Origin of the sequence: Lentzea indica, from assembly GCF_012184385.1 — a bacterium.
In the GTDB taxonomy this organism is placed as follows: Bacteria; Actinomycetota; Actinomycetes; order Mycobacteriales; family Pseudonocardiaceae; genus Lentzea; species Lentzea indica.
In genome coordinates this window covers 1-24,664 of record NZ_VSRL01000081.1, presented here as the reverse complement: position 1 = coordinate 24,664, position 24,664 = coordinate 1, and the positions used below count along the sequence as shown (strand labels likewise).

General features: G+C 68.7%; 26 protein-coding genes. 16 read left to right on the top strand and 10 right to left on the bottom strand.

Annotation, left to right across the window (positions count from 1 at the left end):
• The first annotated feature begins 22 nt into the window (after positions 1-22).
• Genes FXN61_RS22555 through prcA form a run of 3 tightly spaced genes read left to right on the top strand, consistent with a single transcriptional unit; the run spans position 23 to position 1,914 of the window.
• Positions 23-217, top strand: a complete 195-nt coding sequence (locus FXN61_RS22555; protein ID WP_065920406.1) for a ubiquitin-like protein Pup — start codon at positions 23-25, stop codon at positions 215-217.
• A 49-nt stretch (positions 218-266) separates the two neighbouring features.
• Positions 267-1,115, top strand: a complete 849-nt coding sequence (gene prcB / locus FXN61_RS22550; protein ID WP_167976035.1) for a proteasome subunit beta — start codon at positions 267-269, stop codon at positions 1,113-1,115.
• A gap of 34 nt (positions 1,116-1,149) precedes the next feature.
• The gene (gene prcA, locus FXN61_RS22545; RefSeq protein WP_167976034.1) at positions 1,150-1,914 is read left to right on the top strand and encodes a proteasome subunit alpha; all 765 of its coding nucleotides are present in this window, start codon (positions 1,150-1,152) and stop codon (positions 1,912-1,914) included.
• 477 nt (positions 1,915-2,391) lie between these two features.
• On the opposite strand, the gene FXN61_RS22540 is transcribed toward prcA, so the two are convergent.
• The 5 genes from FXN61_RS22540 to FXN61_RS22520 are packed head-to-tail and all read right to left on the bottom strand — an operon-like array spanning position 2,392 to position 6,915.
• Entirely contained in the window at positions 2,392-3,024 is a 633-nt protein-coding gene (locus tag FXN61_RS22540; protein WP_167976033.1) for an alpha/beta fold hydrolase, read from the bottom strand.
• Between the two features lie 9 nt (positions 3,025-3,033).
• Complete coding sequence (locus tag FXN61_RS22535; protein ID WP_167976032.1) at positions 3,034-5,286, bottom strand: ABC transporter permease; 2,253 nt, start codon at positions 5,284-5,286, stop codon at positions 3,034-3,036.
• Positions 5,283-5,672 carry a hypothetical protein gene (locus tag FXN61_RS22530; protein ID WP_167976031.1) on the bottom strand — a complete coding sequence of 130 codons (390 nt, stop codon included), beginning with the start codon at positions 5,670-5,672 and terminating at the stop codon, positions 5,283-5,285. Before FXN61_RS22530 ends, FXN61_RS22535 begins: the two co-directional genes overlap by 4 nt.
• The gene (locus FXN61_RS22525; protein WP_167976030.1) at positions 5,669-6,373 is read right to left on the bottom strand and encodes an ABC transporter ATP-binding protein; all 705 of its coding nucleotides are present in this window, start codon (positions 6,371-6,373) and stop codon (positions 5,669-5,671) included. The genes FXN61_RS22530 and FXN61_RS22525 overlap by 4 nt, the downstream gene beginning before the upstream one ends.
• Entirely contained in the window at positions 6,370-6,915 is a 546-nt protein-coding gene (locus FXN61_RS22520; RefSeq protein ID WP_167976029.1) for a PadR family transcriptional regulator, read from the bottom strand. Before FXN61_RS22520 ends, FXN61_RS22525 begins: the two co-directional genes overlap by 4 nt.
• 167 nt (positions 6,916-7,082) lie before the next feature.
• On the opposite strand from FXN61_RS22520, the gene FXN61_RS22515 reads away from it, so the two are divergent.
• Positions 7,083-7,673, top strand: coding sequence for a GNAT family N-acetyltransferase (locus tag FXN61_RS22515; protein WP_223165551.1), 591 nt, complete (start codon positions 7,083-7,085; stop codon positions 7,671-7,673).
• Here FXN61_RS22515 and FXN61_RS22510 read toward each other — a convergent pair.
• The gene (locus FXN61_RS22510) at positions 7,670-8,278 is read right to left on the bottom strand and encodes a maleylpyruvate isomerase family mycothiol-dependent enzyme (RefSeq protein WP_167976028.1); all 609 of its coding nucleotides are present in this window, start codon (positions 8,276-8,278) and stop codon (positions 7,670-7,672) included. The genes FXN61_RS22515 and FXN61_RS22510 overlap by 4 nt on opposite strands.
• A 77-nt stretch (positions 8,279-8,355) precedes the next feature.
• On the opposite strand from FXN61_RS22510, the gene FXN61_RS22505 reads away from it, so the two are divergent.
• Together FXN61_RS22505 and FXN61_RS22500 are read left to right on the top strand one after the other, a co-directional pair.
• Complete coding sequence (locus FXN61_RS22505; RefSeq protein ID WP_167976027.1) at positions 8,356-8,775, top strand: MarR family winged helix-turn-helix transcriptional regulator; 420 nt, start codon at positions 8,356-8,358, stop codon at positions 8,773-8,775.
• Between the two features lie 14 nt (positions 8,776-8,789).
• Complete coding sequence (locus FXN61_RS22500; RefSeq protein WP_312877924.1) at positions 8,790-9,608, top strand: aminoglycoside phosphotransferase family protein; 819 nt, start codon at positions 8,790-8,792, stop codon at positions 9,606-9,608.
• A gap of 4 nt (positions 9,609-9,612) precedes the next feature.
• Here the strand turns inward: FXN61_RS22500 and FXN61_RS22495 are convergent, their stop codons facing one another.
• Genes FXN61_RS22495 through FXN61_RS22480 form a run of 4 tightly spaced genes read right to left on the bottom strand, consistent with a single transcriptional unit; the run spans position 9,613 to position 14,850 of the window.
• Positions 9,613-11,136 (bottom strand): glycerol-3-phosphate dehydrogenase/oxidase, encoded by a 1,524-nt coding sequence (locus tag FXN61_RS22495; RefSeq protein WP_167976026.1) that lies wholly within the window; start codon positions 11,134-11,136, stop codon positions 9,613-9,615.
• Positions 11,129-12,631: a glycerol kinase GlpK gene (glpK, locus tag FXN61_RS22490; RefSeq protein WP_167976025.1), complete on the bottom strand. Its 1,503-nt coding sequence runs from the start codon at positions 12,629-12,631 to the stop codon at positions 11,129-11,131. The genes FXN61_RS22495 and glpK overlap by 8 nt, the downstream gene beginning before the upstream one ends.
• A gap of 20 nt (positions 12,632-12,651) precedes the next feature.
• On the bottom strand, positions 12,652-13,407 hold the full coding sequence (locus FXN61_RS55535) for an IclR family transcriptional regulator (protein WP_167976024.1): 756 nt from the start codon (positions 13,405-13,407) through the stop codon (positions 12,652-12,654).
• A 42-nt stretch (positions 13,408-13,449) separates the two neighbouring features.
• Positions 13,450-14,850 carry a bifunctional phosphatase PAP2/diacylglycerol kinase family protein gene (locus tag FXN61_RS22480; RefSeq protein ID WP_312877922.1) on the bottom strand — a complete coding sequence of 467 codons (1,401 nt, stop codon included), beginning with the start codon at positions 14,848-14,850 and terminating at the stop codon, positions 13,450-13,452.
• Positions 14,851-14,930: 80 nt separating this feature from the next.
• Here FXN61_RS22480 and pafA point away from each other — a divergent pair, with 80 nt between their 5' ends.
• The 10 genes from pafA (at position 14,931) to htpG (ending at position 24,539) form a co-directional block, all read left to right on the top strand.
• The gene (pafA, locus tag FXN61_RS22475) at positions 14,931-16,289 is read left to right on the top strand and encodes a Pup--protein ligase (protein ID WP_167976022.1); all 1,359 of its coding nucleotides are present in this window, start codon (positions 14,931-14,933) and stop codon (positions 16,287-16,289) included.
• Between the two features lie 32 nt (positions 16,290-16,321).
• A complete protein-coding gene (locus tag FXN61_RS22470) occupies positions 16,322-17,320 on the top strand; it encodes a beta propeller repeat protein (protein ID WP_246291870.1) in 999 nt (332 codons plus the stop codon).
• Between the two features lie 18 nt (positions 17,321-17,338).
• Positions 17,339-18,184: an alpha/beta fold hydrolase gene (locus FXN61_RS22465; RefSeq protein ID WP_167976021.1), complete on the top strand. Its 846-nt coding sequence runs from the start codon at positions 17,339-17,341 to the stop codon at positions 18,182-18,184.
• 61 nt (positions 18,185-18,245) lie between these two features.
• Positions 18,246-19,211 carry a helix-turn-helix transcriptional regulator gene (locus tag FXN61_RS22460; RefSeq protein ID WP_167976020.1) on the top strand — a complete coding sequence of 322 codons (966 nt, stop codon included), beginning with the start codon at positions 18,246-18,248 and terminating at the stop codon, positions 19,209-19,211.
• On the top strand, positions 19,208-20,179 hold the full coding sequence (locus tag FXN61_RS22455; RefSeq protein WP_167976019.1) for a helix-turn-helix transcriptional regulator: 972 nt from the start codon (positions 19,208-19,210) through the stop codon (positions 20,177-20,179). Before FXN61_RS22460 ends, FXN61_RS22455 begins: the two co-directional genes overlap by 4 nt.
• A gap of 18 nt (positions 20,180-20,197) precedes the next feature.
• Positions 20,198-20,470, top strand: coding sequence for a bacteriophage holin (locus FXN61_RS22450; RefSeq protein WP_167976018.1), 273 nt, complete (start codon positions 20,198-20,200; stop codon positions 20,468-20,470).
• A complete protein-coding gene (tatA, locus tag FXN61_RS22445) occupies positions 20,463-20,774 on the top strand; it encodes a Sec-independent protein translocase subunit TatA (protein WP_167976017.1) in 312 nt (103 codons plus the stop codon). The genes FXN61_RS22450 and tatA overlap by 8 nt, the downstream gene beginning before the upstream one ends.
• Before the next feature lie 115 nt (positions 20,775-20,889).
• Positions 20,890-21,798 carry a twin-arginine translocase subunit TatC gene (gene tatC, locus FXN61_RS22440; protein WP_167976043.1) on the top strand — a complete coding sequence of 303 codons (909 nt, stop codon included), beginning with the start codon at positions 20,890-20,892 and terminating at the stop codon, positions 21,796-21,798.
• A complete protein-coding gene (locus tag FXN61_RS22435) occupies positions 21,795-22,655 on the top strand; it encodes a diacylglycerol kinase family protein (protein WP_167976016.1) in 861 nt (286 codons plus the stop codon). Before tatC ends, FXN61_RS22435 begins: the two co-directional genes overlap by 4 nt.
• Positions 22,656-22,697: 42 nt before the next feature.
• Positions 22,698-24,539 carry a molecular chaperone HtpG gene (gene htpG, locus FXN61_RS22430; protein ID WP_167976015.1) on the top strand — a complete coding sequence of 614 codons (1,842 nt, stop codon included), beginning with the start codon at positions 22,698-22,700 and terminating at the stop codon, positions 24,537-24,539.
• Positions 24,540-24,664: the final 125 nt, after the last annotated feature.

The following is a 24,664-nucleotide window of genomic DNA, read 5'->3' as shown; positions in this document are numbered from 1 at the left end:
GGCGAGTTAGCGGGAGGCCGAGATGTCCCAGGAACAGAAGCAGCGCCAGGGCGGTGGCGACGGCGACGACGGCGCCGAGGACGCAGCCGGCGCCGGTCAGGAACGCCGCGAGAAGCTCGGCGAGGACGTGGACGCGATCCTCGACGAGATCGACGACGTGCTTGAGGAGAACGCGGAGGACTTCGTCCGCGCATACGTGCAAAAGGGTGGTCAGTAGGCCTTCGGGGGCCTGCTGACCATCTCGGGGACGGGAGAACAACCAACACATGGACACCAGCTCGACCGGGCGTTACCCGGCCGCGGCGTTGCCTCCGGCGTACCTGACGCCGGGCTCGTCGTCGTTCACGGACTTCTTGCGGGCGCAGGCACCCGACATGCTGCCCAGCTCCCGGAAGCTCCCGGACGGGACCGTCCAGGCCCCGCACGGGACGACGATCGTCGCGGCCACGTACAAGGGTGGCGTCGTGATCGCCGGTGACCGGCGCGCGACGATGGGCAACGTCATCGCCCAGCGCGACATGAAAAAGGTCTTCGTGACCGATGACCACTCGGCAGTCGGCATCGCCGGCACCGCGGGCATCGCGATCGAGATCGTGCGGCTGTACGCGGTGGAGCTGCGGCACTACGAGAAGATCGAGGGCGTTTCGCTGTCGCTCGACGGCAAGGCGAACCGCCTCTCGGCGATGATCAGGGGCAACCTCGACGCGGCCATGGCCGGCCTCGCCGTGGTGCCCCTGTTCGCCGGGTACGACACGTCCGCGGCCGACCCCGAGCGGGCGGGCCGCATCGTGTCCTACGACGTCACCGGCGGCCGCTACGAGGAGTCGCAGGGCTACCAGGCCGTCGGCTCGGGTTCGCTGTTCGCGAAGTCGGCGCTGAAGAAGCTCTACGACCCGGACGCGGACGTCGACGCCGCGATCCGCTCGGTCATCGAGTCGCTGTACGACGCGGCGGACGACGACTCGGCGACGGGCGGCCCGGACCCGGTCCGCCGCCTCTACCCCGTAGTGGTCACGATCAACGGCGCCGACGGTGCCGTCGAGGTGCCGGACTCCCAGGTCGCCACGATCGCCAACGCGGTCGTGGAAGGCCGCCGGTCCCGCCCCGCAGGCTGAGTCCCCCACAGGTTCGACGTCAGGAGCACCACCCATGACGATGCCGCTGTACGCATCGGCGGAGCAGGTGATGCGCGACCGCTCGGAGTACGCCCGCAAGGGCATCGCCAGGGGTCGCAGCGTCATCGTGCTGAAGTACGCGGACGGCATTCTGTTCGTCGCGGAGAACCCCTCCAGCACGCTGCACAAGGTCTCGGAGATCTACGACCGCATCGGCTTCGCCGCCGTCGGCCGCTACAGCGAGTTCGAGAACCTCCGCCAGGCCGGGATCCGGTTCGCGGACGTGCGCGGGTACCAGAACGACCCGCGTGACGTGACGTCGCGGTCTCTCGCCAACGTCTACGCCACGACGCTCGGCACCTACTTCACCGAGCAGATCAAGCCGTTCGAGGTCGAGATCTGCGTGGCCGAGGTCGGCGACTCGTCTGCTTCGGACACGTTGTACCGGTTGACGTACGACGGGTCCATTGTGGATGAGCCGCAGTACATCGTGATGGGTGGCGCTGTTGATGCTCCCAACACGGCTCTGAAGGACTCCTTTGCTGACGGGCTGACTTTGGCCGAAGCCGTTCCGGTTGCGGTCAAGGCGTTGTCCGCCGGGTCTCCTTCCACTGGGAACGGTGGGCCTGAGTTCTTGCCTGCCAACAAGTTGGAGATCGCGGTTTTGGAGCGGGCTCGGCCTCGGCGGGCTTTTCGGCGGATTGCTGGGGCGGCTTTGGATGCTTTGTTGCCGGCTCCTGACGCTGGTGGCAAGGGTGTTGAGGATGTTGAGCTGCCTCCGGACGACGAGTCGAAGTAGTTTTCGGGTTTGCTTTAGGCCCCTGGCTTTGTGCTGGGGGCTTTTTGCTTTGTTCGTGGTTCGGTGGGTTCGCTTGTGGTTCGTAGGTGGTTGTGTTGCGTTGGCGGGTTGCGGTTGCGTGCTTTCCCTGAGGGCTCTGCCCCCAGACCCCCGGCAATCTGATCGGGGGTCCAGCGCCGCGCGTGGGTTGATGGCACGCCGGTTGCTTTTGGCGGGGTGCTGTTGCGTAGGTGTTTGGGGTGTGGGGTGGTCCCGTCACGAGTCGCACGGAGGCAGCCACACCCGAGGGGATAGGTCAAGTCGACGAAAAGCGTGTCGACTTGACCTATCCCCTCGGGCGCGGCACAACGCGTCAGCGCGACTCGTGACGGGACCACCCCACCGGCGTTGTGTGTGAAAGCTGCTCGGCTTCGCCTTCGCGGTTGGCTCGGCTGCGCCGTCGCGTTTGCGGTGGCTCGCCTGTGGCGTCGCATTGGGTTAGCGGGCGTACTTCTCCAGTAGTTCTGCCAGTTCGTTGGGCTTGCTCAGTTGTGCGCAGTGGCCTGCGGCCAGTTCCACGGGTTCCACTCCCAGGCGGTCTGCGACCACCTTGCGCATGAATTCCGGTGTGAAGAAGCGGTCCTCTGTGCACAGCACGAAGTGCGTTGGTAGTGCGGGCAAAGCCTCCAGCGGCCATGGCTTTGCCATGGAGGTCTCCGACATGTCGCGTTCCCGCTTCTGCGACTCCTCGGCCAGGTGCGCTGGCACGTCGTGCCAGAACTGGTCTTCCAGGCCGCTGTCGGCGTAGCCGGTGTTCTGCCACCAGTCGCCTGGCGCCTCGCCTGGGCGCGGGAGCATCGCCGTCACGAACACTAGTGCCGAGGCGTTGATGCGTGCGGCGACCAAGGGAGCTACGAAGCCGCCGAAGGAGTGGCCTACTACCACCACGTCCGAAGTGGACGGGAGGGCGGCCACTACCGTGGACGCCCAGTCCGTCAGGTCCTTCGACTCGTCCTCTGTGGGGAGGTCGGGGGCGATCACGGTGTGGCCCTTGGCTTCCAGAGCTGCTGCCACCAGGTGCCACGACCAGCCTACGTCGCCTGCTCCGTGCACGATCGCGAACGTCGTCATCGTTGCACCCTATTCGCGGCGTTCGATCGGTAGGCGGGAACGGGTGAAAAGGGCCGCGCCGAGCATTGCCACGCCTGGGATGACCAGTAGGGGGATCAGGATGTTCTGCCAGGGGACTGTGAACGGGTTCAGGGCTGGTTGGGGCCAGCGGTCGGCGTAGCCGACGTTCAGGGCTGCTAGCAGTGCTAGGGCTGAGCCGATGCCTGCTGCGGTGCCCAGGAGGCCGCCGATGCCCGCGATCACGCCTGCTTGGCTCAGGGACAGGAGTTTGCGCAGGCCTGGGGTGGCGCCCACGGCGGCGAGGGTGGTGAGGTCTCGGCGGCCGTCGGCTGCGGCCAGGCCGGTGGCCAGGGCGGCTGCTGCCAGGGTGATGACGCCTGCCACCAGGCTGAGGATGCTCAGGGAGCGTTGTACTTCCGATTCTGTTGGGCGGGCTACGTTCACCTCGTACTGGCCGCCGCCCAGGGCTGCGGTCAGGGCGTCTTGTTCGGCTTGGGTGGGCATGCGGGTCGTGGTGGCGAACACGGTGAAGGCGGCTACGCCGAAGCCGAGGGTGCGGGCCGTTTCCTCGGTCATCATGGCCAGTGGGGCTGATGACGGTGGGACCGCGTGGGCCGGTGCCGGGGTTGTGGTGGCCTGCGCGCCGGTGGCGATGAGGAGTTGGCCGTTGGAGACCTTGTTGGGGTCGTTGACCACGACCTTGCCTTCGCGCAGGGCGGCCTGGGTGGGTGCGATGTCTTGGTGCGGCAGGTCGAAGAGGGTGGTGGCGGCGTCTGGGGTGGCGACCACCAGGAAGCCGTTCGGGCTGCTGATCGTGCCGAAGTAGCTGTGCGAGCGGCCCACGCCGTCGCAGCGGCGGTCTTGCAGGGCTGCTTGTTGTTCGGCCTTGGTGGGTTCGCGGTTGATCACGTCCCGGGAGTACGGGCACTCGCGGTCTGCCGGTGGGCGGACGTGGGCGAAGCACGAGCCGCCGTTGCACGAGAGGAGCTTGATCTCGTGGACTTCGGCTGCGGGCATGGTGTTGCGGATCGCTGTGGCCACCGAGGGTGGGATTGAGGTGGGGGAGGCCTTCCCCAGGTCGTTCAGGCGGTGGACCGTCACGTCGCCCATGGTGCCCGCCAGTTTTCGGGTTTCTTGTTCGGCCTGGGACGTCAGCATGACGCTCACCGCCACCGCGCCGATCACGGCTGTCATCACGGCTGAGATGGCGGGGGCGGCGGCGGTGCGGTTGCGGGAGGCGTCGCGCAGGGCGATTCGGAGGGCTACCGGGAGCCACCTGCCGGCGCGGGCAAGAAGGCCGAGCAGGGCCGGGGTGCAGAGGACCAAGCCCACCTCGGTGACGATCAGGGCTATGAGGATGCCGGCGATCTCCATCCGGATCGCGGTGAAGGCGCCGATCGCCACGCCGGTCGCGACGAGGGTCAGGCCCAGGACCAGCCAGCGGCGGCGGGAGCGGGTGATGCCTCTGCGGCCGGCCAGGGCGGTCACGACGTCCTGGCGGGAGGAGATCCACGCCGGTACCAGGGCCGCGAGGAGACCTGTGACGACGGCCAGCAACGCCAGCGCGGCGAGGGCGGTGGGGTAGAAGCGCTGGGCTCCGTAGCGTTCCTCGATGGCCGACTCGATCAGCGGGCGGCTCAGGACTGCGGCGAGCGTGAGCCGAGCGCTACGCCGTCCGAGGGCGGACAGCGCGCCGAGGACCACGCCGTCTGCCAGGACTATGCGGCGGACGTGGGACGGGGCGCCGCCCACCGCAGCGACGAGGGCCAGGTCGCGTTTGCGGCGGCGGGCTCCGACGGCGAGGGCGGAGCCCGCCAGCAGGGCCATCTCCAGGACGGCCAGGCCCGCTATGAGAACCAGGATCTCGGCACGCAGTTCGTTGGTGCCTTCGAGCTGGGGGTAGCGGTCGGCCGCGGATGGCGGGTCGCGCAGGACGGCGCGGGACATCGCGACGATGCCGAGCTTGTTGAGCTCCTTGACCTTCGCCCAGTCGAGAGGGGTGGTCACGAGCCAGGTCTGGTCGGCGTTGGGGAACGTGCCGGGCAGAGCGACGACCGTCGTGCTCTCCAGGGCGCCTGGTTCCTCGACGAGGCCGACGACGGTGAATCCTCGGCCGTCCTCGGTCGTGATCGTGCCGCCGAGGCGCGCGCCGGTGCGGTCCATCGCCTTGCGGGACAACGCGACTTCGGCGGTGCTGGTGGCCGCGCGGCCCTCCAGCACGGTGACCGTGCCGCGGGTCAGCGGGTTGTTCAGGTCGATCATCGGGCGTCGGCGCGGCCGACGCCCGCGGTGGTGCGGATGTTGATGCCGGTGCGCTGGACGGAGAGCAGCTGGGAGTCGGGAAGGAGGGCCTTCAGGCGTTCCTCCGACGGTTGCCGGCCCTCGTCCTTGCCGGCCGGGATGCCGAGGAGCTGGTCGGGCTGCTGGATGACCGGGCCGCCGCGGGGCCATCTGACCAGCGCCTCGGCCGCGCCCATGTGGCGGGTGGCGTCCTCGTCGGGGGTCAGTTCGGTCGAGTCGTAGACGATGGCCGCGAACGACAACGCGGCCACGGGAACCAGGATCAGGGCGATCACGAGGGCCGAGCGGCCGCGGGACCTGCGGGCCTCGCGCCAGGCGATGCGCAGTGCTGCGCGCCATCCGTTCACGGCGTGCTCAGCAGTTCTTCTGGCTGGTCGCGCTGGGACACGTCGACCACGACACCGTCGCGGAGGAAGACGACCCTGTCGGCCCAGGCGGCGTGGCGGGCGTCGTGGGTCACGAGAACGGCCGCGGCTCCGGCGTCCACTTTGGACCGGAGGAGGCGCAGGACGGTCTCGCCGGTGCGGGAGTCGAGGGCGCCGGTCGGTTCGTCGGCGAGGACGAGGCGGCGCTCGCCGATCAGGGCACGGGCGATCGCGACACGTTGCTGCTGGCCGCCGGACATCTCGTCCGGGAAGCGGTCCGCGTAGCCGTCGAGGTCCACTTCGGACAGTGCGTGTTCGGCCTGGCGGCGTGACTTGCGGACGCCGTCGAGGTCGAGGGGGAGTGCGACGTTCTCGGCGGCCGTGAGGCTCGCGATGAGGTTGAGGTCCTGGAAGACATAGCCGATCCGCTTGCGCCGCCAGGCGGCGAGCTGCTTGCGGGACAGGGACTGCAGGCTCGTGCCGTCGACCAGCACCTGCCCGCTGGTCGGGCTGTCGAGGCCGCCGGCGAGGTTGAGCAACGTCGACTTGCCGGAGCCGGACGGGCCCATCACCGCGACGAGCTCACCGGGTTCCACCATGAGGGAGACACCGTCGAGGGCGTTGACCGCCGTCTCGCCGGAGCCGTGGACGCGGTGCACGTCGCGCAGTTCGAGGACGGTCATCGCGGCACCTCGACGTCCGTCGTCTCGGGAACGGGGCGCGGCTCGTAACGGACGAGGCTCGCCTCGCAGTGGTCGAGCCAGCGCAGCTCGGCCTCGGCCAGGAAGATCATCGCGTCGAGCACGAGCAGCCACGGCAGATCTCCTGGCTCGGTCTTCAGCCTCGTGTACTCCTGCAGCGTGCGCATCGTGGCGGTGCGCTGCGTCATCACGACCTTGGCGACGTCGACACCCGGCGTGGTGATCGCGAGTGCGAGCTTGATCGCCACCTCGTCACGCGGCCGGTCACCGCGCTTCACCGGCGACGCGAACCACTTCTTGAGTTCGGCCCTGCCGGTTGCGGTGATCTCGTAGGGTCGCTGGCCCTCGTTCTCAGGCAGCGCGGCGACCAGATCGTCACGCTCCAGGCGGGACAACGTCGTGTAGACCTGCCCGATGTTCAACGGCCACGTGCCGCCGGTGGCCGAGTCGAACGCCGCCCGCAGCTGGTAGCCGTACATGGGCCCGCGCTCGAGCAAGGCGAGCAGACCGTGTTTGACCGACATGCGTACCGAGTATGCATACTGAGTATGTTCCTGGCAAACGGTGATGCGCCATCCGGCGTGCGAGCAGGACTGACATCGGGAACTCTGGTGGTGCCGGAGACGTCCGGCGTGATGCGGGTTTGGGGGACGACGTGGTCGACGCCGCACGGGGTCGAACTGGACTGGGCTTGCTGGGGGCACCGGCCCGATCGGACGTACCGCGCGCACGCGTCGCGCCGGCGCAGGTCCGGGACTACGAGGCGGCGGACGAGGCGTCGTGGCTGCGGTGCCGGGTCCTGGGTTTCGTCACGACGAGCTACTACGACGACGTCTGGCAAGCCAAGCGTCGCACCGATCTCGAACTCGTCGCGCTCGGCGATGACAACGTCGTCGGGGCTCTGGACATCACCGTGCCAGGGGCTGAGGCCACCATCGACACGGTCGTGGTGCACCCCGACCACCAAGGGCGCGGGATCGCCACGGCGCTGCTCGCGGAGGCGTTGCGACGCCTGGAGCGGTGCGGGGTGCGCAAGATCGAGGCATGGACTCGTGAGGACGAGCCGGCACTGGGATGGTTCGCGCGCAACGGGTTCGTTGAGGACTACAGATACCTGCACGTGTACGCGTCAGCCGACGAGGTGGGCACGGTGCTGAGCGCGAAGTACGGGCTGGAGGCGATGGGGGCGTTCCTGCACGCCAGGATCGAGCGGGAAACCGAGCTGCGCCAACGGTTCGAGCGCGTCCACGTGTGTCGCCGGATGGTCCGCGTGCTCCCTTAGACGGTCAGGCCGGTCAGTCGCGGGATGGTGGCGGTGCGGCCGGCGAGCACCATCACCAGCGCTTCGATCGGGCCGCTGACCTCGCTGCCCTCACCCGCGGACCAGTCGGCGTCGGTGGCGACGAGCCGGTGCCCTGCCAGCCGGCGGCGCGCGTGGAACGGCCAGCCCATCTGCCAGAGATGGTCCGCGGCGACGACAGCGGCGTCGACGGGCATGTGGCGTTCGATGCCGAGCGGCAGGGCGATGTCCTGCGAGTGCACCATGATGTCCATCAGCGCGTCCTTGAGCTTCTGGCCGGGGGCGAGCCTGTGGAACCCGACGGCGCCGCGCAGCTCCGCGACCAGTTCCCCTGCAGGTCTGCGTGCCTCGTCGCGCGCGGTCTGGTCGACCATGCGGTTGAAGCTCCCGCGAGCTTTGACGAACGCGACGAGCGCCTTGCCGACGGAGATGCGGTGCGCGAGCGACAGGTGGGCTGCGACCTCGCGCACCGTCCAGCCGTCGCACAGCGACGGGTAGGTCCACTCCACGTCCGACAGCCCGGCGAGCAGGTCGGCGGTCGCGGCGCGTTCGGAGTCGATCGTCTGCCAGATCTGGGTGTCGTCCATGGTGGTCCTCCCTTGATTTAATTCGATAGGCTGACTACTTTAATCAGAGTCTCTGACTAAAAGCAACGGGAGCCCGCGTGAACATCGGTCTGCTGCTCTTCATCCCGAACCGCGCCCTGGAGAACCGCGTCCTGGCCGCGGTCAACGCGGCGGGGTTCGACGTGACGCAGGCGCAGGCACGGGTGCTCATGCGCGTCGACCCGGAAGGCACGCGGCTGACCGTGCTCGCGGAGGCGGCCCAGGTCACCAAGCAGACCGCCGGGTTCCTGGTGGACCAGCTGGAGAAGGCCGGGTTCGTGGAACGGGTGCCGGACCCGTCGGACGGCAGAGCCCGGCTCGTGCGGGTGACCGAGAAGGCGAAGGGCGCCGTCCCCGTCGCGAACGCGGAGCTGGCCAGAATCGAGGCGGAATGGGAACAACACATCGGCAAGCGCCGCATGAGCCAGCTGCGCGAGGCCCTGGAGATGCTCGGCGAGATCACCGACCCGTACCGCTGACCCGCGTGGTGCCGGTGGCGTTCAGTCCGGTCGCCTTGACCACGGCGGCGGTCTACCGCGTCGTGACCGCGGGTGAGTTGGTGTTCGTGAAAGTCCTGCGGCGGCCCGGTTTTCCTGGCGAGCTGGCCGAACTGGTCGGGGAGTTCCCGTGGCGGGACGAGGCGGAGTTCCTGCTGGCGGGCTTCCCGTTGCCGCCGGGCCTGCGCCGGCCGCGCGTGCTGCGCGTGGACGACCTGGGCGACCGCATCGGGCTGTGGCTGGAGGACGTCCGCTGTGCCGAGGTGGCGTGGGACCTGCCGAGGTTCCGGCGAGCGGCACTCGGGCTCGGCAGGTGGGCGGGGCGGCGGTTCGGTGGCGCGCCCGGTCGGGCGATGCGGTTGCTGTACGAGGGAAGGCTTGTCAGGGAAGCGTTTCTGCGGCCGGACTGCCCGCCGCTCGCCGAGCGGATACCAGATCTGTTGGCACGGCTGGAGGCGTTGCCTCAGGCGACCGGGCACGGCGACGCGTGCCCGCAGAACCTGCTCGTGCCCGCCGACGCCCCCGAGTCGTTCGTGGTGATCGACGTGGGCTGGCAGTGCCCGTTCCCGGTGGGCTCCGACCTGGGTCAGCTGCTCGTGGGTCTGGCCCAGGAGGGGCGGATGGCGGTCGATGACCTGCCCCCGGTGCGGGAGGAGATCATCGACGCCTATCTGGAAGGGCTCCGCCTGGAACACCGCGTGGTGTCACGGGAGGAGGTCGTGCTGGGCTGCGACGGGTCGTTGGCGTTGCGCAGCGCGTTCCACTCCGCGCCCGAGCTCGCCGACTACCTGGTCGAGCTCGGGATGGCGTGCTGAACGGTCAGGACGCGAGCAGCTCCGACACCCGCGTGCGCACCTCGGGTGAGTCGAGGCCGCGGACCATCACGGTGGTGCGGCGGCGCAGCACGTCGTCCACTTCGGACGCCCACTCGGTGCGGCGGGCGTGCTCGACCTGAGCCCAGATGTCCGGGCCGTCCGGGTGGACGCGTTCGAGCAGAGCGGGGTTCTCCAGGCCGAGGGCGACGACTTCGTGCGACGTCGTGCCGTAGTGGGTCGCCAGGTGGCGCACGACGTCGTCGGGCAGCGCGTCCCAGGCGTGGCCGAGCACCGAACCGACGGTGTCGGGCTGAGCCGAACCCGGCAGTGCGACGCCGTCGAGCGGGCCGTCGAACGTGCGGCCGAGCTCGGTGTTCACGCGAGCCAGGACGGTGGCGCCGATCTTGCGGAACGTCGTCCACTTGCCGCCGGCCACGCTGATCATGCCGCCGGACCCCGCGGTGATCACGGTCTCGCGCTTGGCGTGCGAGGTGTCGCCGGGGCCACCGGGCAGCACACGCAGGCCCGCGAACGTGTACGCGAGGTTCTTCTTGTCCAGCCCGGTGACGGCGACACCCGCCTCGGACATGATCTGGTCGACGTCGGCCTCGGTGCAGGACACGGCGGCCGGGTCGCCCTCGTACGCCTCGTCGGTGGTGCCCAGCAGAAGGTGGCCCTCCCACGGGATCGCGAACGACACGCGCACGTCGTCCACCGGGATCGTCAGCGCGGCCTTCCACTCCGACGACGTCCGCATCACCAGGTGCGAACCCTTCGACAGGCGGATCGACGGGTCGGCGGCGGGATCCTCCATGCGCCGCAGCACGTCGAGCCACGGACCGGTGGCGTTCACGACGACGCGAGCGTCGACGCCGAGCTCGCCCAGCGAGTCGCGCAGGTCGACGCCGGTCACCTTCGAACCGGTCTTGCGCAGGCCCACGACCGAGATGTGGTTGAGCAGCACGGCACCGGCCTCGGCGGCGGCGCGGGCGGCGGTGATCGCCACGCGGCTGTCGTTCATCTGGTGGTCGTAGTACATCGCGGCACCGCGCAGACCGTCGGCGCGCAGGTCAGGCACCCACTCCACAGCCCTGCGCGCCGACAGCACCTTCCCCATGCCGTCGCCGAAGCCCGACAGCGCGGAGTACAACGTGACGCCCGCACCCAGCACGAAACGGCTGTGCGGGCCACCCTTGTAGACGGGGACGAGGAACGGCAGCGGGCGCACCAGGTGCGGGGCAAGGCGGTCGCCCAGTGCCCGGCGTTCCTTGTGGTTCTCGTGCACCATCGGCACGGCCGACGGGCCCATCGCGAGGTAGCGCAGGCCGCCGTGCACGAGCTTCGACGACGCGGACGAGGTGGCGCCCGCGAAGTCACCGCTCTCCACCAGCGCGACCCTGAGCCCGGACCGTGCCGCGGCCCACGTGGTCGCGATGCCCAGGATGCCGCCGCCGATCACGACGACGTCGAACTTGCCGTGCTGGAGTTCCTCACGGGCGCGAGCCCGCTGAGCAGAAAAGTCAGTCATCGTCCTCGTCCATCCACCCGACGGTCCGCTCGACCGCCTTCTTCCACTTCCGGTAGCCGCGGGCTCGCGCCGCCGGTTCCATCGACGGCTCCCATTCGGCCGCCTTGTGCCAGTTCGCTTTCAGAGCGTCGGCCGAAGGCCAGTAGCCCACCGCCAGACCGGCCGCGTACGCCGCGCCGAGGCACGTCGTCTCCGCGACGATCGGGCGCACCACCGGCACGTCCAGCACGTCCGCCAGGAACTGCATGAGCAGGTTGTTCGCCGTCATGCCGCCGTCGACCCGCAACGTCGTGAGGTCCACACCGGAGTCGGCGTTCATCGCGTCCACGACCTCGCGCGTCTGCCACGCGGACGCCTCCAGCACCGCCCGTGCGAGGTGTCCGCGCGAGATGTAGCCCGTCAGGCCGGCGATCACGCCACGAGCGTCACTTCGCCAGTACGGCGCGAACAGGCCGGAGAACGCGGGCACGAAGTACGCGCCGCCGTTGTCGTCCACCGTGCGCGCCAGCGTCTCGATCTCCGCCGCCGACGAGATCAGCCCGACCTTGTCCCGGAACCACTGCACCAGCGCGCCGGTCACCGCGATCGCGCCCTCCAGCGCGTACGCGGCGGGCTCGTCGCCGATCTTGTAGCCCACGGTGGTGAGCAGCCCGTTCCGCGAGTGCACCGGCTTGTCGCCCGTGTTGATCAGCAGGAACGCGCCGGTGCCGTACGTGCACTTGCCTTCGCCGGGCGCGAAACAGGTCTGGCCGAACAGGGCGGCTTGCTGGTCACCGAGCGCCGAAGCGACGGGCACGCCTTCGTAGGTGCCGTAAACCTCTGACGAGGAACGGATTTCGGGGAGCATCGAGAGCGGAACGTCCATTGCGGACACCATCTCCGGATCCCAGTCCAGGGTCTCCAGGTTCATCAGCATGGTGCGCGACGCGTTCGTCACGTCGGTGACGTGGCGGCCGGTCAGGTTCCAGATGAGCCAGGTGTCCATGGTGCCGAACAGGACTTCGCCGCGCTCGGCCCTGGCACGCAGCCCGTCGACGTTGTCCAGCAGCCACCGCAGCTTCGGGCCGGAGAAGTAGGTCGCCAAAGGCAGACCGGCGCGCTCGCGGAACTTGTCCTCGTGTCCCAAAGACTTGATCAACGTGTCGGTGCGCGTGTCCTGCCAGACGATCGCGTTGTGCACGGGCTCGCCGGTCGCTTTGTCCCACACGACCGTGGTCTCGCGCTGGTTCGTGATGCCGAACGCGGCGATGTCGGCGTGCGAGAGAGATGCCTGCGCGAGGGCGTCACGAACGACGGACTGCACGTTCGTCCAGATCTCGGTCGCGTCGTGCTCCACCCAGCCCGGCTTCGGGAAGATCTGCCGGTGCTCGCGCTGAGCGACCGACACGATTCCGCCGGACTGGTCGAACACGATGCACCGGGACGACGTCGTGCCCTGGTCGATCGCCGCGATGTAGCTCACCGTGCACACTCCTCTGTGTGAACCATTCGACATTGTCGAACGGTTTCACACTACTACCAAGAGAGGCCGCCGAGCTCTCTCGAAACGCTGCGAGCTGCCTCACGTACGTAGGACACGAGCTCGAGACGCGGAGGCTGATCGGGTGACTCGCACAGCCGCTCGACCGGTCCCGAGATGCCGACCGCGCCGACGACCACGCCGCGCCTGTCCCGGATCGGGGCAGCGATAGAAGCCTCGCCCTCGACGAGTTCGTGCAGGTCGTAAGCCCAATCGCGGTCACGGACCTCGTTCATGGCGGTGTGCAGGTCCTCGGGGCTGAGCGTGTGCCGGGTGAACCGCCGCAGGTCTCTGTCCGGCCACTCGCCGAACGCCACCAGCGCCTTGCCGAGGGCGGTCGCGTGCCACGGCAGCAACGCGCCGGTGTCGAGCGTCTGCCGGCTGTTGTCCGGCCGGAACACGTGGTGCACAACGAGCACGTGCTTGCCGTGCATCACGCCGATGCGCACCGCCTCGCGCGCACGCATCGCCAGCGTGTCCGACCAGTTCAACGCCTTCGCGCGCAGCTCGTTGCCGTCGAGGTACGAGGTGCCGATCTGGAACAGCGCGGCACCCAGGCGGTACTTGCCGCCCTCGACCTCCTGCTCGACGAACCCGACCTCGTGCAACGTCCGCAGAATGCCGTGCACCGTCGGTTTCGCCAGGTCCAGGGCGCGGGCGATCTCGCCGACGCTCAGCTGGTGCGCGCCGCCGTGCGCGAGCAGCTTCAGGACCTCCGCCGCGCGCTGAATGGACTGAATGGGTCCGGGCACAGCACGTACTCTAGCTGCGAATGTTCGACAATGTCGAACGCCTTATGGCCGATAGATGCCCAACGCCGCAGCACGCGATCGGAACGCGAAGTGCCTGCCTCTCTCGCGCACCTCACCGTCCGTCGCGATGGAGATGGGTGCGCCGTGCACCTCGACGTTCAGCGAGGCCACTTCGAGATGCCGGTACGTGCGCGAGTGCTCCAACGCCCCGAGCAGGGCACCCAGGAAGAACCTGGTCCGGGAGAACTGCCGGTCCGCCCGCACATATCGCACGTCGAGCAGCCCGTCGTTCAGACGCGGGCGCATCGTCGGTGCGAACCCCTTGGGCCGGTACGGCCCGTTGCCCACGAACAGCAGCCACACCAGGTGCTTGTCGCCGTCGATCGTCATCTCCAACGGCCGGGCGCGCTGCAGCACGCGGGCCAGCGCGATCACCGCAGCGGGCCACTTGCCCCAGCGCTTCTGCAGCTTCTCGCGGATCCGCACCATGTCCGGGTAGCCACCCAGCGACGCCGTGTTCACGAACCACTGCCCGTTGACCTGCGCGAGGTCGACGCGCACGCCCACGCCGTCCGCGACCGCCTGGGCCGTGTCGTGCAGACCGGTGATGCCCACGTCGCGCGCGAAGTGGTTCAACGTGCCAGAGGGGATGAGCACGAGCGGCAGGTCGCGCTCAACCGCGATGGCGGCCACGGCGGCCACGGTGCCGTCGCCACCGGCCACACCCAGCGCTTTCGCGTCCGGCAGCGACTCCAGCTTCTCGATCGGCACGATCTGCGCCTTCGGCCACTCCTCGGCGATCCGCGGCGAGGGGTCCGGCCCGAGCCCGGAGTACGGGTTCACCACCACGACCAGCCCGTCACCCTCCTGCAGGGACGTCAGCTCGGCGTGCTCGTAGGCCGAAGCAGGTTCGTTCAGCCCGAGAGGCCACCAACGGCGAGTCAGCAGCGCGGCCCCCGCACCCACCGCCGCACCAGCCGCAACGTCGGAAGGCCAATGCACGCCCGTGTGCACGCGTGAATAAGCCACGGCAGCCGCGATCGGGGCGATCACCACTCCGGCGCGAGGCGATTCCATGGCCACCGCGGTGGCGAAAGCAGCAGCTGACGCGGAATGTCCGGACGGGAATGACGACGACGTCGGGTGCCGGGACAGCCTGCGCGCCACCGCGAGCAGATCCGCGGCGGGCCGACGGCGCGGAAAAAGGGACTTGCCGACCAGGTTCGCGCTGGCAGAGGCCCCGGCGATGGCCGCGAGCCCCCTCATCGCGCCCCGCCGGAACGGGCCTTTCCCGGTTGCCAGAATCGCCGCGACGACGAACCACAACACACTGTGGTTCGCGGCGCGGGAAAGTCTCTTCATACCCCTGTCGAGCCTGCTGGGAGGCAGTCCGGCAGAGGAGCTCATGAGCTTCTTGTCGAGAGCGCTGACCCGTTTCCACACCCCTTCGACACTAAACCGCAACCGGCGTGCCGCCCGAACGGATCACCCGCGTGCGGCCGGAAGTCGCCTACTGTTGAGGGATGCAGCGGCGGATCTTCGGCATTGAGACAGAATTCGGGGTGACCTGCACCTTCCACGGGCAGCGTCGTCTGTCCCCGGACGAGGTCGCGCGGTACCTGTTCCGCAGGGTCGTCTCCTGGGGACGCTCGTCCAACGTGTTCCTGCGCAACGGCTCCCGGCTCTACCTGGACGTCGGCTCTCACCCGGAGTACGCCACGGCCGAGTGCGACGACCTGGCCCAGCTCGTCACCCACGACAAGGCGGGTGAGCGGATCCTCGAGGACCTGCTCGTCGACGCCGAGCGCAGGCTGGCAGACGAGGGCATCGGCGGCGACATCTTCCTGTTCAAGAACAACACGGACTCCGCGGGCAACTCGTACGGCTGTCACGAGAACTACCTGGTGGCTCGCGCCGGCGAGTTCTCGCGCATCGCGGACGTGCTGCTGCCGTTCCTGGTCACCCGCCAGCTGATCTGCGGCGCGGGCAAGGTCCTGCAGACCCCGCGCGGTGCCGTGTACTGCCTCTCGCAGCGCGCAGAGCACATCTGGGAGGGCGTGTCGTCCGCGACCACGCGTTCCCGCCCGATCATCAACACGCGCGACGAGCCTCATGCAGACGCCGAGCGCTACCGGCGCCTGCACGTCATCGTGGGCGACTCGAACATGTCCGAGGTGACGACGCTGCTCAAGGTGGGCAGCGCGAACCTCGTGCTGGAGATGATCGAGCAGGGCGTCCAGTTCCGCGACTTCTCCCTGGACAACCCGATCCGCGCCATCCGCGAGATCTCCCACGACCTGACCGGCCGCCGCACCGTCCGCCTGGCGGGCGGCAAGGAAGCCTCCGCACTCGACATCCAGCGCGAGTACTACGAGAAGGCCGTCGAGCACGTGTCCAAGCGCTCGCCGGACCCGATGGCGCAGCGCGTCCTCGAACTGTGGGGCCGCACGCTCGACGCCGTCGAGGCGCAGGACCTCTCCAAGATCGACCGCGAGATCGACTGGGCCATCAAGAACCGCCTGATGGAGCGGTACATGGCCAAGCACAACATGGACCTGTCCAACCCGCGCATCGCCCAGCTCGACCTCGCCTACCACGACATCCGCCGCGGCCGTGGCGTGTTCGACCTGCTGCAGCGCAAGGGCCAGGTCGAGCGCGTGACCGACGACGGCGAGATCGAGGCGGCCAAGGACACCCCGCCGCAGACCACGCGAGCCAAGCTGCGCGGTGACTTCATCGCCGCCGCGCAGGCCGCCGGGCGCGACTTCACCGTCGACTGGGTGCACCTGAAGCTGAACGACCAGGCTCAGCGCACGGTGCTGTGCAAGGACCCGTTCAGGGCGGTGGACGAGCGCGTCGAAAGGCTCATTTCGTCGCTTTAGAGGCTTCACGAGAAGTGGCAGAGTGCCGTCGCATGAGGATCATCGCGGCGGCACTCGCTGCTTTCCTGCTCCTTCCCGGGGTGGCACACGCGGACACCTACTGGGAGCTGAAACCGACCGGCACGGACGCCCGGCTGCGCGGGCTGTCCGCGGTCAACAGCCAGGTCGCGTGGGTCAGCGGCTCGAAAGGCACTGTCCTGCGGACCGTGAACGGTGGCCGGTCGTGGGAGTCCGTCGGGCCGCCGGACACCGCGGCGCTCGACTTCCGCGACATCGAGGCGTTCGACGCGCGCAACGCCGTGGCCCTGTCGATCGGCGAGGGCGAGTCGTCGCGGATCTACCGCACGTCGGACGGCGGTAAGACGTGGCAGGAGTCGTTCCGCAACACCCACCCGAAGGCGTTCTACGACTGCGTGGCGTTCTTCGACCGGTTCCGCGGGCTGGCGCTGAGCGACCCGGTCGACGGCAAGTTCCGGGTGCTGCGGACGTGGGACGGCGGTCGTTCCTGGCACGTCAACGACACGAAGGGCATGCCGGACGCGTTGCCGGGCGAGTTCGCGTTCGCGGCGTCCGGGCAGTGCGTCACCACTAGTGGCAATCACGCGTGGATCGCGACCGGCGGCGGCGCGAAAGCACGGGTGCTGGAGTCGCGTGACGGTGGGCGGTCGTGGAAGGCGTCGGAGGTGCCGATGCCGAGTGGTGAGGCGGCCGGGGTGTTCGCGGTGGCGTTCAAGACGCCGTGGCGGGGTGTGGCCATCGGTGGCGACTACCTGAAGCCGACCGATCCGACGCCGGCGTTCGCGACCAACGACGGGCGTGGCTGGAAGGCCGGAACGCAGGCTCCTGTCGGGTACCGGTCCGGCATCGCCTATCGCGGCCACGGGCTCGTGGCGGTCGGGCCGTCGGGGACGGACGTCTCGAAGGACGGCAAGAGCTGGAAGGTCGCCGACACGGGCAGCTTCGACACCGTCGACTGCGCCGGTCTCACCTGTTGGGCAGCCGGGGAGAAGGGGCGTGTCGGCCGCTCCTAGCCGGGGTAGTTCTAGCGGGTGTTCGAGGGATTCTCGTTGCGCCGCATCGACGTCGGCGAGGCCGTGCTGCGAGTGAGGACCGGTGGGGCAGGGCCACCGGTGCTCCTCCTGCACGGCCACCCTCGGACGCACACGACGTGGCATCGCGTCGGACCGTTGCTCGCCAATGACTACACGGTGGTGTGCCCGGACCTGCGGGGCTACGGAGAGTCCAGCAAACCCGGCGACTACTCGAAACGCGCCATGGCCCGCGACTTCGTGAATCTGATGCGGGAGCTGGGGCACGAGCGGTTCGCGGTCGTCGGCCACGACCGGGGTGGCGCCGCGGCGATCAGGCTGGCGCTGGACCATCCCGGCAGGGTCACGCGGCTGGCCGTGCTGGACGCGTTGCCGATCGGTGCTCATTTGAGTCGCTGTGACGCCCGGTTCGCGCAGTCCTGGTACCACTGGTTCTTCCTGGCGCGGCAGGAGCTGGCCGCCGCGATGATCACCCAGGATCCCGACCTCTGGTACGGCGGGCGTTACCACGACACGCCTCTCGCGATGGGCGTGGAGAACTGGGCCGACTTCCAGCGCGCCGTCCACGACGCCGAGACCGTCGTCGCGATGTGCGGTGACTACCGCGCCGGGCTTGAGGTCGATCGCCACCACGACGACGAGGACCGGGCCAACGGGCGCAAGATCGCGTGTCCGGTGCTGGCGTTGTGGGCGGCCAAGGACGACCTCGGGGAGTTGTACGAGGACCTGCCGGGAATCTGGGCCGAGTGGGCCGACGACGTGCAGGTACGTGCCATCGACTGTGGGCACCACATGGCCGAGGAAGCACCCGCCGAGCTGGTCCGGGAATTGCGCACTCTGCTCTGAACGGACCGTTGACGACAGGTGGTGATGAGGTTTCGGCGCGCGCACGCGTTAGGGTTTGTCCGTGGCCATCGCACGCGCCGAACGCCTTGTCAACCTGGTGCTGTGCCTGCTGTCGACCCGTCAGTACCTGACAGCGGAGCGCATCCGCGCCATCGTCCCCGGCTATCACGAAGCGCCGACGGACGAGGCGTTCTTCCGCATGTTCGAAAGGGACAAGTCCGAGCTGCGGGATCTCGGCGTGCCGCTGGAGACCGGGCGGCAGTCGAACGTGGAGGGTGCGGAGGACGGATACCGGATCGCTAGGCGCGACTACGAGCTCGGCGACATCGACCTCGAACCCGATGAGGCGGCCGCGGTGGCGTTGGCCGCCAGGCTCTGGGACTCACCGCAGCTCACGGGTGCGGTGCACGGGGCGTTGATCAAGCTCAGGGCCGCGGGCGTGGACGTCGACCAGGACGCGCCGGCCGCCGTCGAACCCAAGGTGCGGGCGAACGAGCCCGCGTTCCCGCCGCTCCTGCAGGCCGTGCAGGCGGGGCAGGTGGTCTCGTTCGACTACCGCAAACCGCCGCCGGGCGGGCAGAAGGAACGAACGGTCGAGCCGTGGGGCGTGGTCGCCTGGCGCGGCAAGTGGTACCTCGTCGGCTGGGATCGCGACCGCGACGACACGCGCTGCTTCCGGCTGTCGAGGGTCGTCGGCCAGGTGCGCACCGTCGGCAAGCCCAACGCTTTCAGGGTGCCGGAGGGCATCGACCTGATGAGCCTCATCGCGCGCACGGAGGTGGATCCGCACCACACGGCGCCTGCCAAGATCTGGGTGGCGAAGGACCGGGCGCAGGGCCTGCGCCGGCACGCGAAGGTCGTCGAGGAACGCGACGGCGGCGACGTCGTCGAGATCGACCTGAAGTTCCCCGACTCGGCGGCCAAGTGGCTGGCGGGCTTCGGGCCCGACGTCGTGGTGCTGGAGCCGGAGGTCCTCCAGAAGAGCGTGCGCGACCGCCTGCAGGGTGCACTGGAAGGAGCGCGGTGACCGCGTCGAACGAACGGCTGCCGCGTCTGCTCGCACTCGTGCCGTACCTGCTCAACCGGCCCGCCATCACGGTCAAGGAGGCCGCCGCCGACTTCGGCATCACGCCCAAGCAGCTACGCAAGGACCTCGAGCTGCTGTGGATGTGCGGCCTGCCCGGCTACGGGCCTGGCGACCTGATCGACCTGTCGTTCGAGGGCGAGACGATCACCGTTTCGTTCGACGCCGGCATGAACCGGCCGTTGCGGCTCACCGCGGCCGAGGCGGCATCGCTGCTGGTGGCGTTGCGGGCCCTCGCGGACACGCCTGGAGTCGTCGACACTGACGCGGTGCAACGGGCGCTGGCCAAGATCGAGTCGGCGGTCGGCAAGGCGCAGCCCGCGGGCATGGTGGTCGGGCTCGGCGCGTTCGAGCGCGGGGAGACCGCGGAGATCCGTGCCGCCGTGCAGGACGCCGTGAAGCGCGAACGGGCCGTGCGCATCCGCTACTACTCGCAGTCGCACGACGCGATGAGCGATCGGGTCGTCGACCCGATGCGTCTGCTGCTCGTGGAAGGCCGCGGCTACCTCGAAGCGTGGTGCCGTTCGGCGCTCGGTGTGCGGTTGTTCCGGCTCGACCGGATCGACGAGGTGGACGTGCTCGACGAGCAGTCGTCGCCCCCTCCGCACGCCCGGCTGACCGATACGTCGGAGGGGTTGTTCCAGCCGCGGGACGATCAGAAGATCGCGGTCCTTCTTCTCGAACCGGACGCGCACTGGGTCGCGGAGTACTACCCGGTCGACCACGCCGCCGAGCTCTCGGACGGCCGCACGCGTGTCCTCATGCGCTACGACGACTCGTCCTGGATGGTCCGCCTGCTCCTCGGGCTCGGCGGTGACGTGCACGTCGAGCAGCCGGCGGAGCTCGCGGACGAGGTGACGCGCCAAGCTCGGGAAGCGTTGCGCCGGGCAGATCACCTGTTGTCCACCTAAGACGTATAACGTGTGCTCGTGCCGTCTACACCGACCCTGGCGCTGATCGCGCTCGGCCTGATCGCGCTGGTCGTGATCGCGGTCCGAGTCATCCGATCCTTGCGTCGATTCGCCAGCGCCCGCACTCTGGTGGGGGACAGTGTCGGCAACGGTGTCGGTCTGCTGAAGGCGCGGCGAGCCGCGCTGAAGGTGGCCTTCGCCGAACGACGGCCTTCAGGACAGGCCCGCACCAGGGCAAACCCCGCGTACGATCGACGTCGCGGGGCAGACAGGAGGACCAGCAATGCCTAACCTCGGACCCACCGAGCTGATCATCATCGCTGTGGTGATCATCTTGCTGTTCGGTGCGAAGAAGCTTCCTGACATGGCCCGGTCGATCGGCCGGTCGGCGAAGATCTTCAAGGCCGAGACGAAGGGCCTGCGCGATCCCGACGCCACGGACGACGCGCCCGTCGCGCAGCAGCCCGTGCAGCAGCCGGTGCAGCAGCTTCCGCCGGCCCAGCCGCAGGTGCAGCAGCCGGTTCAGCAGCCGGTTCAGCAGCAGCCGCAGGTCGCGCCGCCCATCGAGCAGACCTCGCAGAACAAGGCCAACTAACTGACCTTCTGGTCGCAGACTTGTAAGGACGGTCAGCGAGGTGGCAAGTCCGTTCCGGTGGTTCGCCGAGCGCCGGGAACGCGGCAGGCGCCGTCGGGGCAACCCCGACGGCACGATGTCGCTCAAAGAGCACCTCTACGAGCTGCGGTACCGCCTCGGCCTGGCGATGCTGGTCATCGCCGTCGGTGCCATCTTCGGCTTCATCTGGTTCCAGGTACGGCTCGGCCCGATCCCGTCGCTGGGCGACATCCTGACGGGGCCGTACTGCCAGCCCGACCTCGACAAGTACCGGGCCAAGATCACCAGTGACGGCAGCTGCGCGCTGCTGCAGACCGAGCCGTTCGAGATCTTCCTCGTGCAGCTGCAGGTCGGCACGGCGGCGGGTGCGGTGCTGCTCAGCCCGCTGTGGCTGTACCAGATCTGGGCGTTCATCACGCCCGGCCTGTACACGAAGGAACGCAACTTCGCGCGGGTGTTCGTCGGTGCGGGCGCGCTGCTGTTCGTGGCCGGCGCGGTGCTCGCCTACCTGGTGGTGCCCGAGGGCCTGAAGGTGCTGCTCGGCTTCGGTGGCGAGAACTGGACCACGGCGCTCACCGGTAGCAAGTACATCAACTTCGTGATCACCATGCTGTTCATCTTCGGCGTGAGCTTCCTGCTGCCGCTGGTCGTGGTGATGCTCAACCGCGCGGGCGTGGTGTCGTACGAGCGGCTGGCCAAGTGGCGGCGGGGCCTGCTGATGGGCCTGTTCGTGTTCGCCGCGATCGCGACGCCGGGCACCGACCCGATCTCGATGGTCGTGCTGGCGATCGCGTTGTCGTTGCTGTTCGAGATGGCGATCCAGCTCGCGCGGATCCACGACAAGCGCAAGGCGAAGCTCCGTGCGGCCGAGGGCTGGGACGCTCTCGACGACAACGAGGCGGCGCCGTTCGACTACACGCCGTCCGACGCGGACGGCGACATGCCCGGCGAGAAGGCCGTCGCCGCGGAGCCGGAGAAGCGCGTGAACTACGACGACGCCACGTGACCAGGGCAGCCCTGCTGGTCTGCCCGGCGTCGGGCAAGGGGCGGGCGGCCCGGATGGCAGGGTCGACCGCCGCCGCGTTGCGTCCGCACGTCTCCTCGTTGACGCAGCTCGTGGCACACGACGCCGAGGGCACGCTGGCGATGGCCCGCGAGGCCGTCGCCGACGGTGTCGACCTGCTGGTCGTGCTAGGCGGTGACGGTGCCGCTCACCTGGGCCTTCAGGCCTGCGCGGGCACCTCGACGGCGTTGGGCATCGTGCCGGCGGGCACCGGCAACGACCTCGCGAACGCCATCGGGTCTGCGACCGTCGACGACGTCGTGCACGGCACGAGGAAAACGCTCGACCTGGGCCGGTTGTCGACCGGGCAGTGGTTCGCGACGGTGCTGTGCGCCGGGTTCGACTCCGCGGTGAACGAGCGGGCGAACGCGATGCGCTGGCCCGCCGGTCCGCGCCGCTACGACCTGGCGATCCTGGCCGAGCTCGCGTCGTTGCGTTCGGCGCCGCTGATGGTGGCGACCGAGTCCGAGACGTTCTCGCTGGACGCGACGCTGGTGGCGGTGGGGAACACGCCGAACTACGGCGGCGGCATCCCCGTGTGCCCGGGGGCGGACGCCCACGACGGCCTGTTCGACGTGACGGTCGTGGAGCACGCGAGCCGTTCGATGCTGATGCGGATGCTGCCGACGTTGCGCACGGGCAAGCACACCGAGCATCCGGCCGTGCGCACGTTCCGCGCGCGTGAAGTGACTTTGTCCGGTGGCAACGACTGGATCGCTTACGCCGATGGCGAGCGTCTGGAAGCGTTGCCCGTCTCAGTTCGCACGGTCCCAGGCGCTCTCACAGTTGTGGGTCGCTAAGTTGTAGTGCTGTTCGATCCGTTTCACATTCGGTGGGGAAGCATGGAAACTCTGGCATTTCAGTCCGAGGCCCGTCAGCTGCTGCAGCTGATGATCCACTCGATCTACTCGAACAAGGACACGTTCCTGCGCGAGCTGGTGTCGAACGCCTCGGACGCGCTGGACAAGCTGCGGCTGGAGTCCTTCCGCGACAAGGACATGAAGGTCGACGTCGACGACCTGCACATCGTGATCGAGTCCGATCCGGCAGAACGCACGCTGACCGTGCGGGACAACGGCATCGGCATGACGCGCGAGGACGTCGTGCGGCTCATCGGCACGATCGCGAAGTCCGGCACCGCGGAGTTCCTGCGCCAGCTCAAGGATCAGCAGTCCTCCACGTCCGACCTGATCGGCCAGTTCGGCATCGGCTTCTACTCGTCGTTCATGGTGGCCGACAAGGTCACGCTCGTGACGAGGTTCCCGCACGCCGAGAAGGGCGTCCGCTGGGAGTCGACCGGCGAGAGCACGTACACGATCGAGGACGTCGACGACGCGCCGCAGGGCACTTCGGTCACGTTGCACCTCAAGCCGTCCGACGACGAGGACCGGCTCCCCGACTACACCGAGCCCGCGAAGATCCGCGAGATCGTCAAGCGCTACTCGGACTTCATCACCTGGCCCGTGCGGCTGGGCGGCGAGGAGATCAACTCCCGCAAGGCCCTGTGGGCGCGCCCGGCCTCCGAGGTGACGGAGGAGGAGTACTCCGAGTTCTACCGCCACATCAGCCACGACTGGAACGCGCCGCTCGAGACCATCCGCATGCAGGCGGAGGGCACCTTCGAGTACCAGGCCCTGCTGTTCCTGCCGACACAGGCCCCGATGGACCTGTTCATGCGGGACGGCAAGCGCGGTGTGCAGCTCTACGTGAAGCGCGTCTTCATCATGGACGACTGCGCCGAGCTGATGCCGGAGTACCTGCGCTTCGTGAAGGGCGTCGTCGACGCCGCGGACCTCTCGCTGAACGTCTCGCGCGAGATCCTGCAGCAGGACCGCCAGATCCAGCTGATGCGCCGCCGTCTGGTGAAGAAGGTCCTGTCGTCCATCAAGTCCCTGCAGTCGTCGCGTCCCGACGACTACGCGAAGTTCTGGAGCGAGGTGGGCGCGGCCCTGAAGGAGGGCCTGCTCTCCGACCACGACAACCGTGACGCGATCCTCGAGGTCTGCTCGTTCGCGTCGACCCACTCCGAGGACTCGCTGACGACGCTGGCCGACTACGTCTCGCGGATGAAGGAAGGCCAGGAGCACATCTACTTCATGACCGGCGACTCCCGCACGGCCGTGGAGCACTCGCCGCACATGGAGGCCTTGCGCGCCAAGGGTTTCGAGGTGCTGATCCTGACCGACCCGATCGACGAGATGTGGGTCGACGCCGTTCCTGCGTTCGACGGCAAGCCGTTCCAGTCCGTCGCCAAGGGGCAGGTGGACCTGGAGACGGAGGAGGAGAAGTCGGCCAACGAGGCCAAGGCCGCCGAGTTCGGCGACCTGCTGACGTGGATGGCGTCGCAGTTGGAGGAGAACGTCAAGGAGGTCCGGCTCTCCTCGCGCTTGACGACCTCTCCCGCCTGTGTCGTCGGTGACGCCCACGACATCACTCCGACGCTGGAGAAGATGTACAAGGCGATGGGGCAGGAGCTGCCGAAGATCAAGCGGATCCTGGAGCTGAACCCCACGCACCCGTTGGTGGAGGGCCTGCACAAGGCGTTCGGCGCGGGGGAGCGCGACGCGCTGGCGGACACCGCGGAGCTGCTTTACGGGCTGGCGTTGCTGGCAGAGGGCGGTGAGCTGGCCGACCCGTCGCGGTTCGTGAAGCTGGTCGCTGATCGGGTTCAGCGCACCTTCTGAGTCCTTTTTGGGGCGTCTGCAAGTACTGAGCCTTTTCCATCCTCATGATCGAGTCTGTTGTTCGAGGACGTGGATGGCGCGGGCGTAGTGGGTGACCTGTTCGGGGCTGGCGCGGACTCGGGTGA

Bases quoted from the DNA above. Each gene is read 5' to 3' on its own strand.
- FXN61_RS22555 (WP_065920406.1), top strand. From the start codon at position 23: ATGTCCCAGGAACAGAAGCAGCGCCAGGGCGGTGGCGACGGCGACGAC.
- prcB (WP_167976035.1), top strand. From the start codon at position 267: ATGGACACCAGCTCGACCGGGCGTTACCCGGCCGCGGCGTTGCCTCCG.
- prcA (WP_167976034.1), top strand. From the start codon at position 1,150: ATGACGATGCCGCTGTACGCATCGGCGGAGCAGGTGATGCGCGACCGC.
- FXN61_RS22540 (WP_167976033.1), bottom strand. From the start codon at position 3,024: ATGACGACGTTCGCGATCGTGCACGGAGCAGGCGACGTAGGCTGGTCG.
- FXN61_RS22535 (WP_167976032.1), bottom strand. From the start codon at position 5,286: ATGATCGACCTGAACAACCCGCTGACCCGCGGCACGGTCACCGTGCTG.
- FXN61_RS22525 (WP_167976030.1), bottom strand. From the start codon at position 6,373: ATGACCGTCCTCGAACTGCGCGACGTGCACCGCGTCCACGGCTCCGGC.
- FXN61_RS22520 (WP_167976029.1), bottom strand. From the start codon at position 6,915: ATGTCGGTCAAACACGGTCTGCTCGCCTTGCTCGAGCGCGGGCCCATG.
- FXN61_RS22510 (WP_167976028.1), bottom strand. From the start codon at position 8,278: ATGGACGACACCCAGATCTGGCAGACGATCGACTCCGAACGCGCCGCG.
- FXN61_RS22495 (WP_167976026.1), bottom strand. From the start codon at position 11,136: ATGACTGACTTTTCTGCTCAGCGGGCTCGCGCCCGTGAGGAACTCCAG.
- glpK (WP_167976025.1), bottom strand. From the start codon at position 12,631: ATGTCGAATGGTTCACACAGAGGAGTGTGCACGGTGAGCTACATCGCG.
- pafA (WP_167976022.1), top strand. From the start codon at position 14,931: ATGCAGCGGCGGATCTTCGGCATTGAGACAGAATTCGGGGTGACCTGC.
- FXN61_RS22470 (WP_246291870.1), top strand. From the start codon at position 16,322: ATGAGGATCATCGCGGCGGCACTCGCTGCTTTCCTGCTCCTTCCCGGG.
- tatA (WP_167976017.1), top strand. From the start codon at position 20,463: ATGCCTAACCTCGGACCCACCGAGCTGATCATCATCGCTGTGGTGATC.
- tatC (WP_167976043.1), top strand. From the start codon at position 20,890: ATGTCGCTCAAAGAGCACCTCTACGAGCTGCGGTACCGCCTCGGCCTG.
- htpG (WP_167976015.1), top strand. From the start codon at position 22,698: ATGGAAACTCTGGCATTTCAGTCCGAGGCCCGTCAGCTGCTGCAGCTG.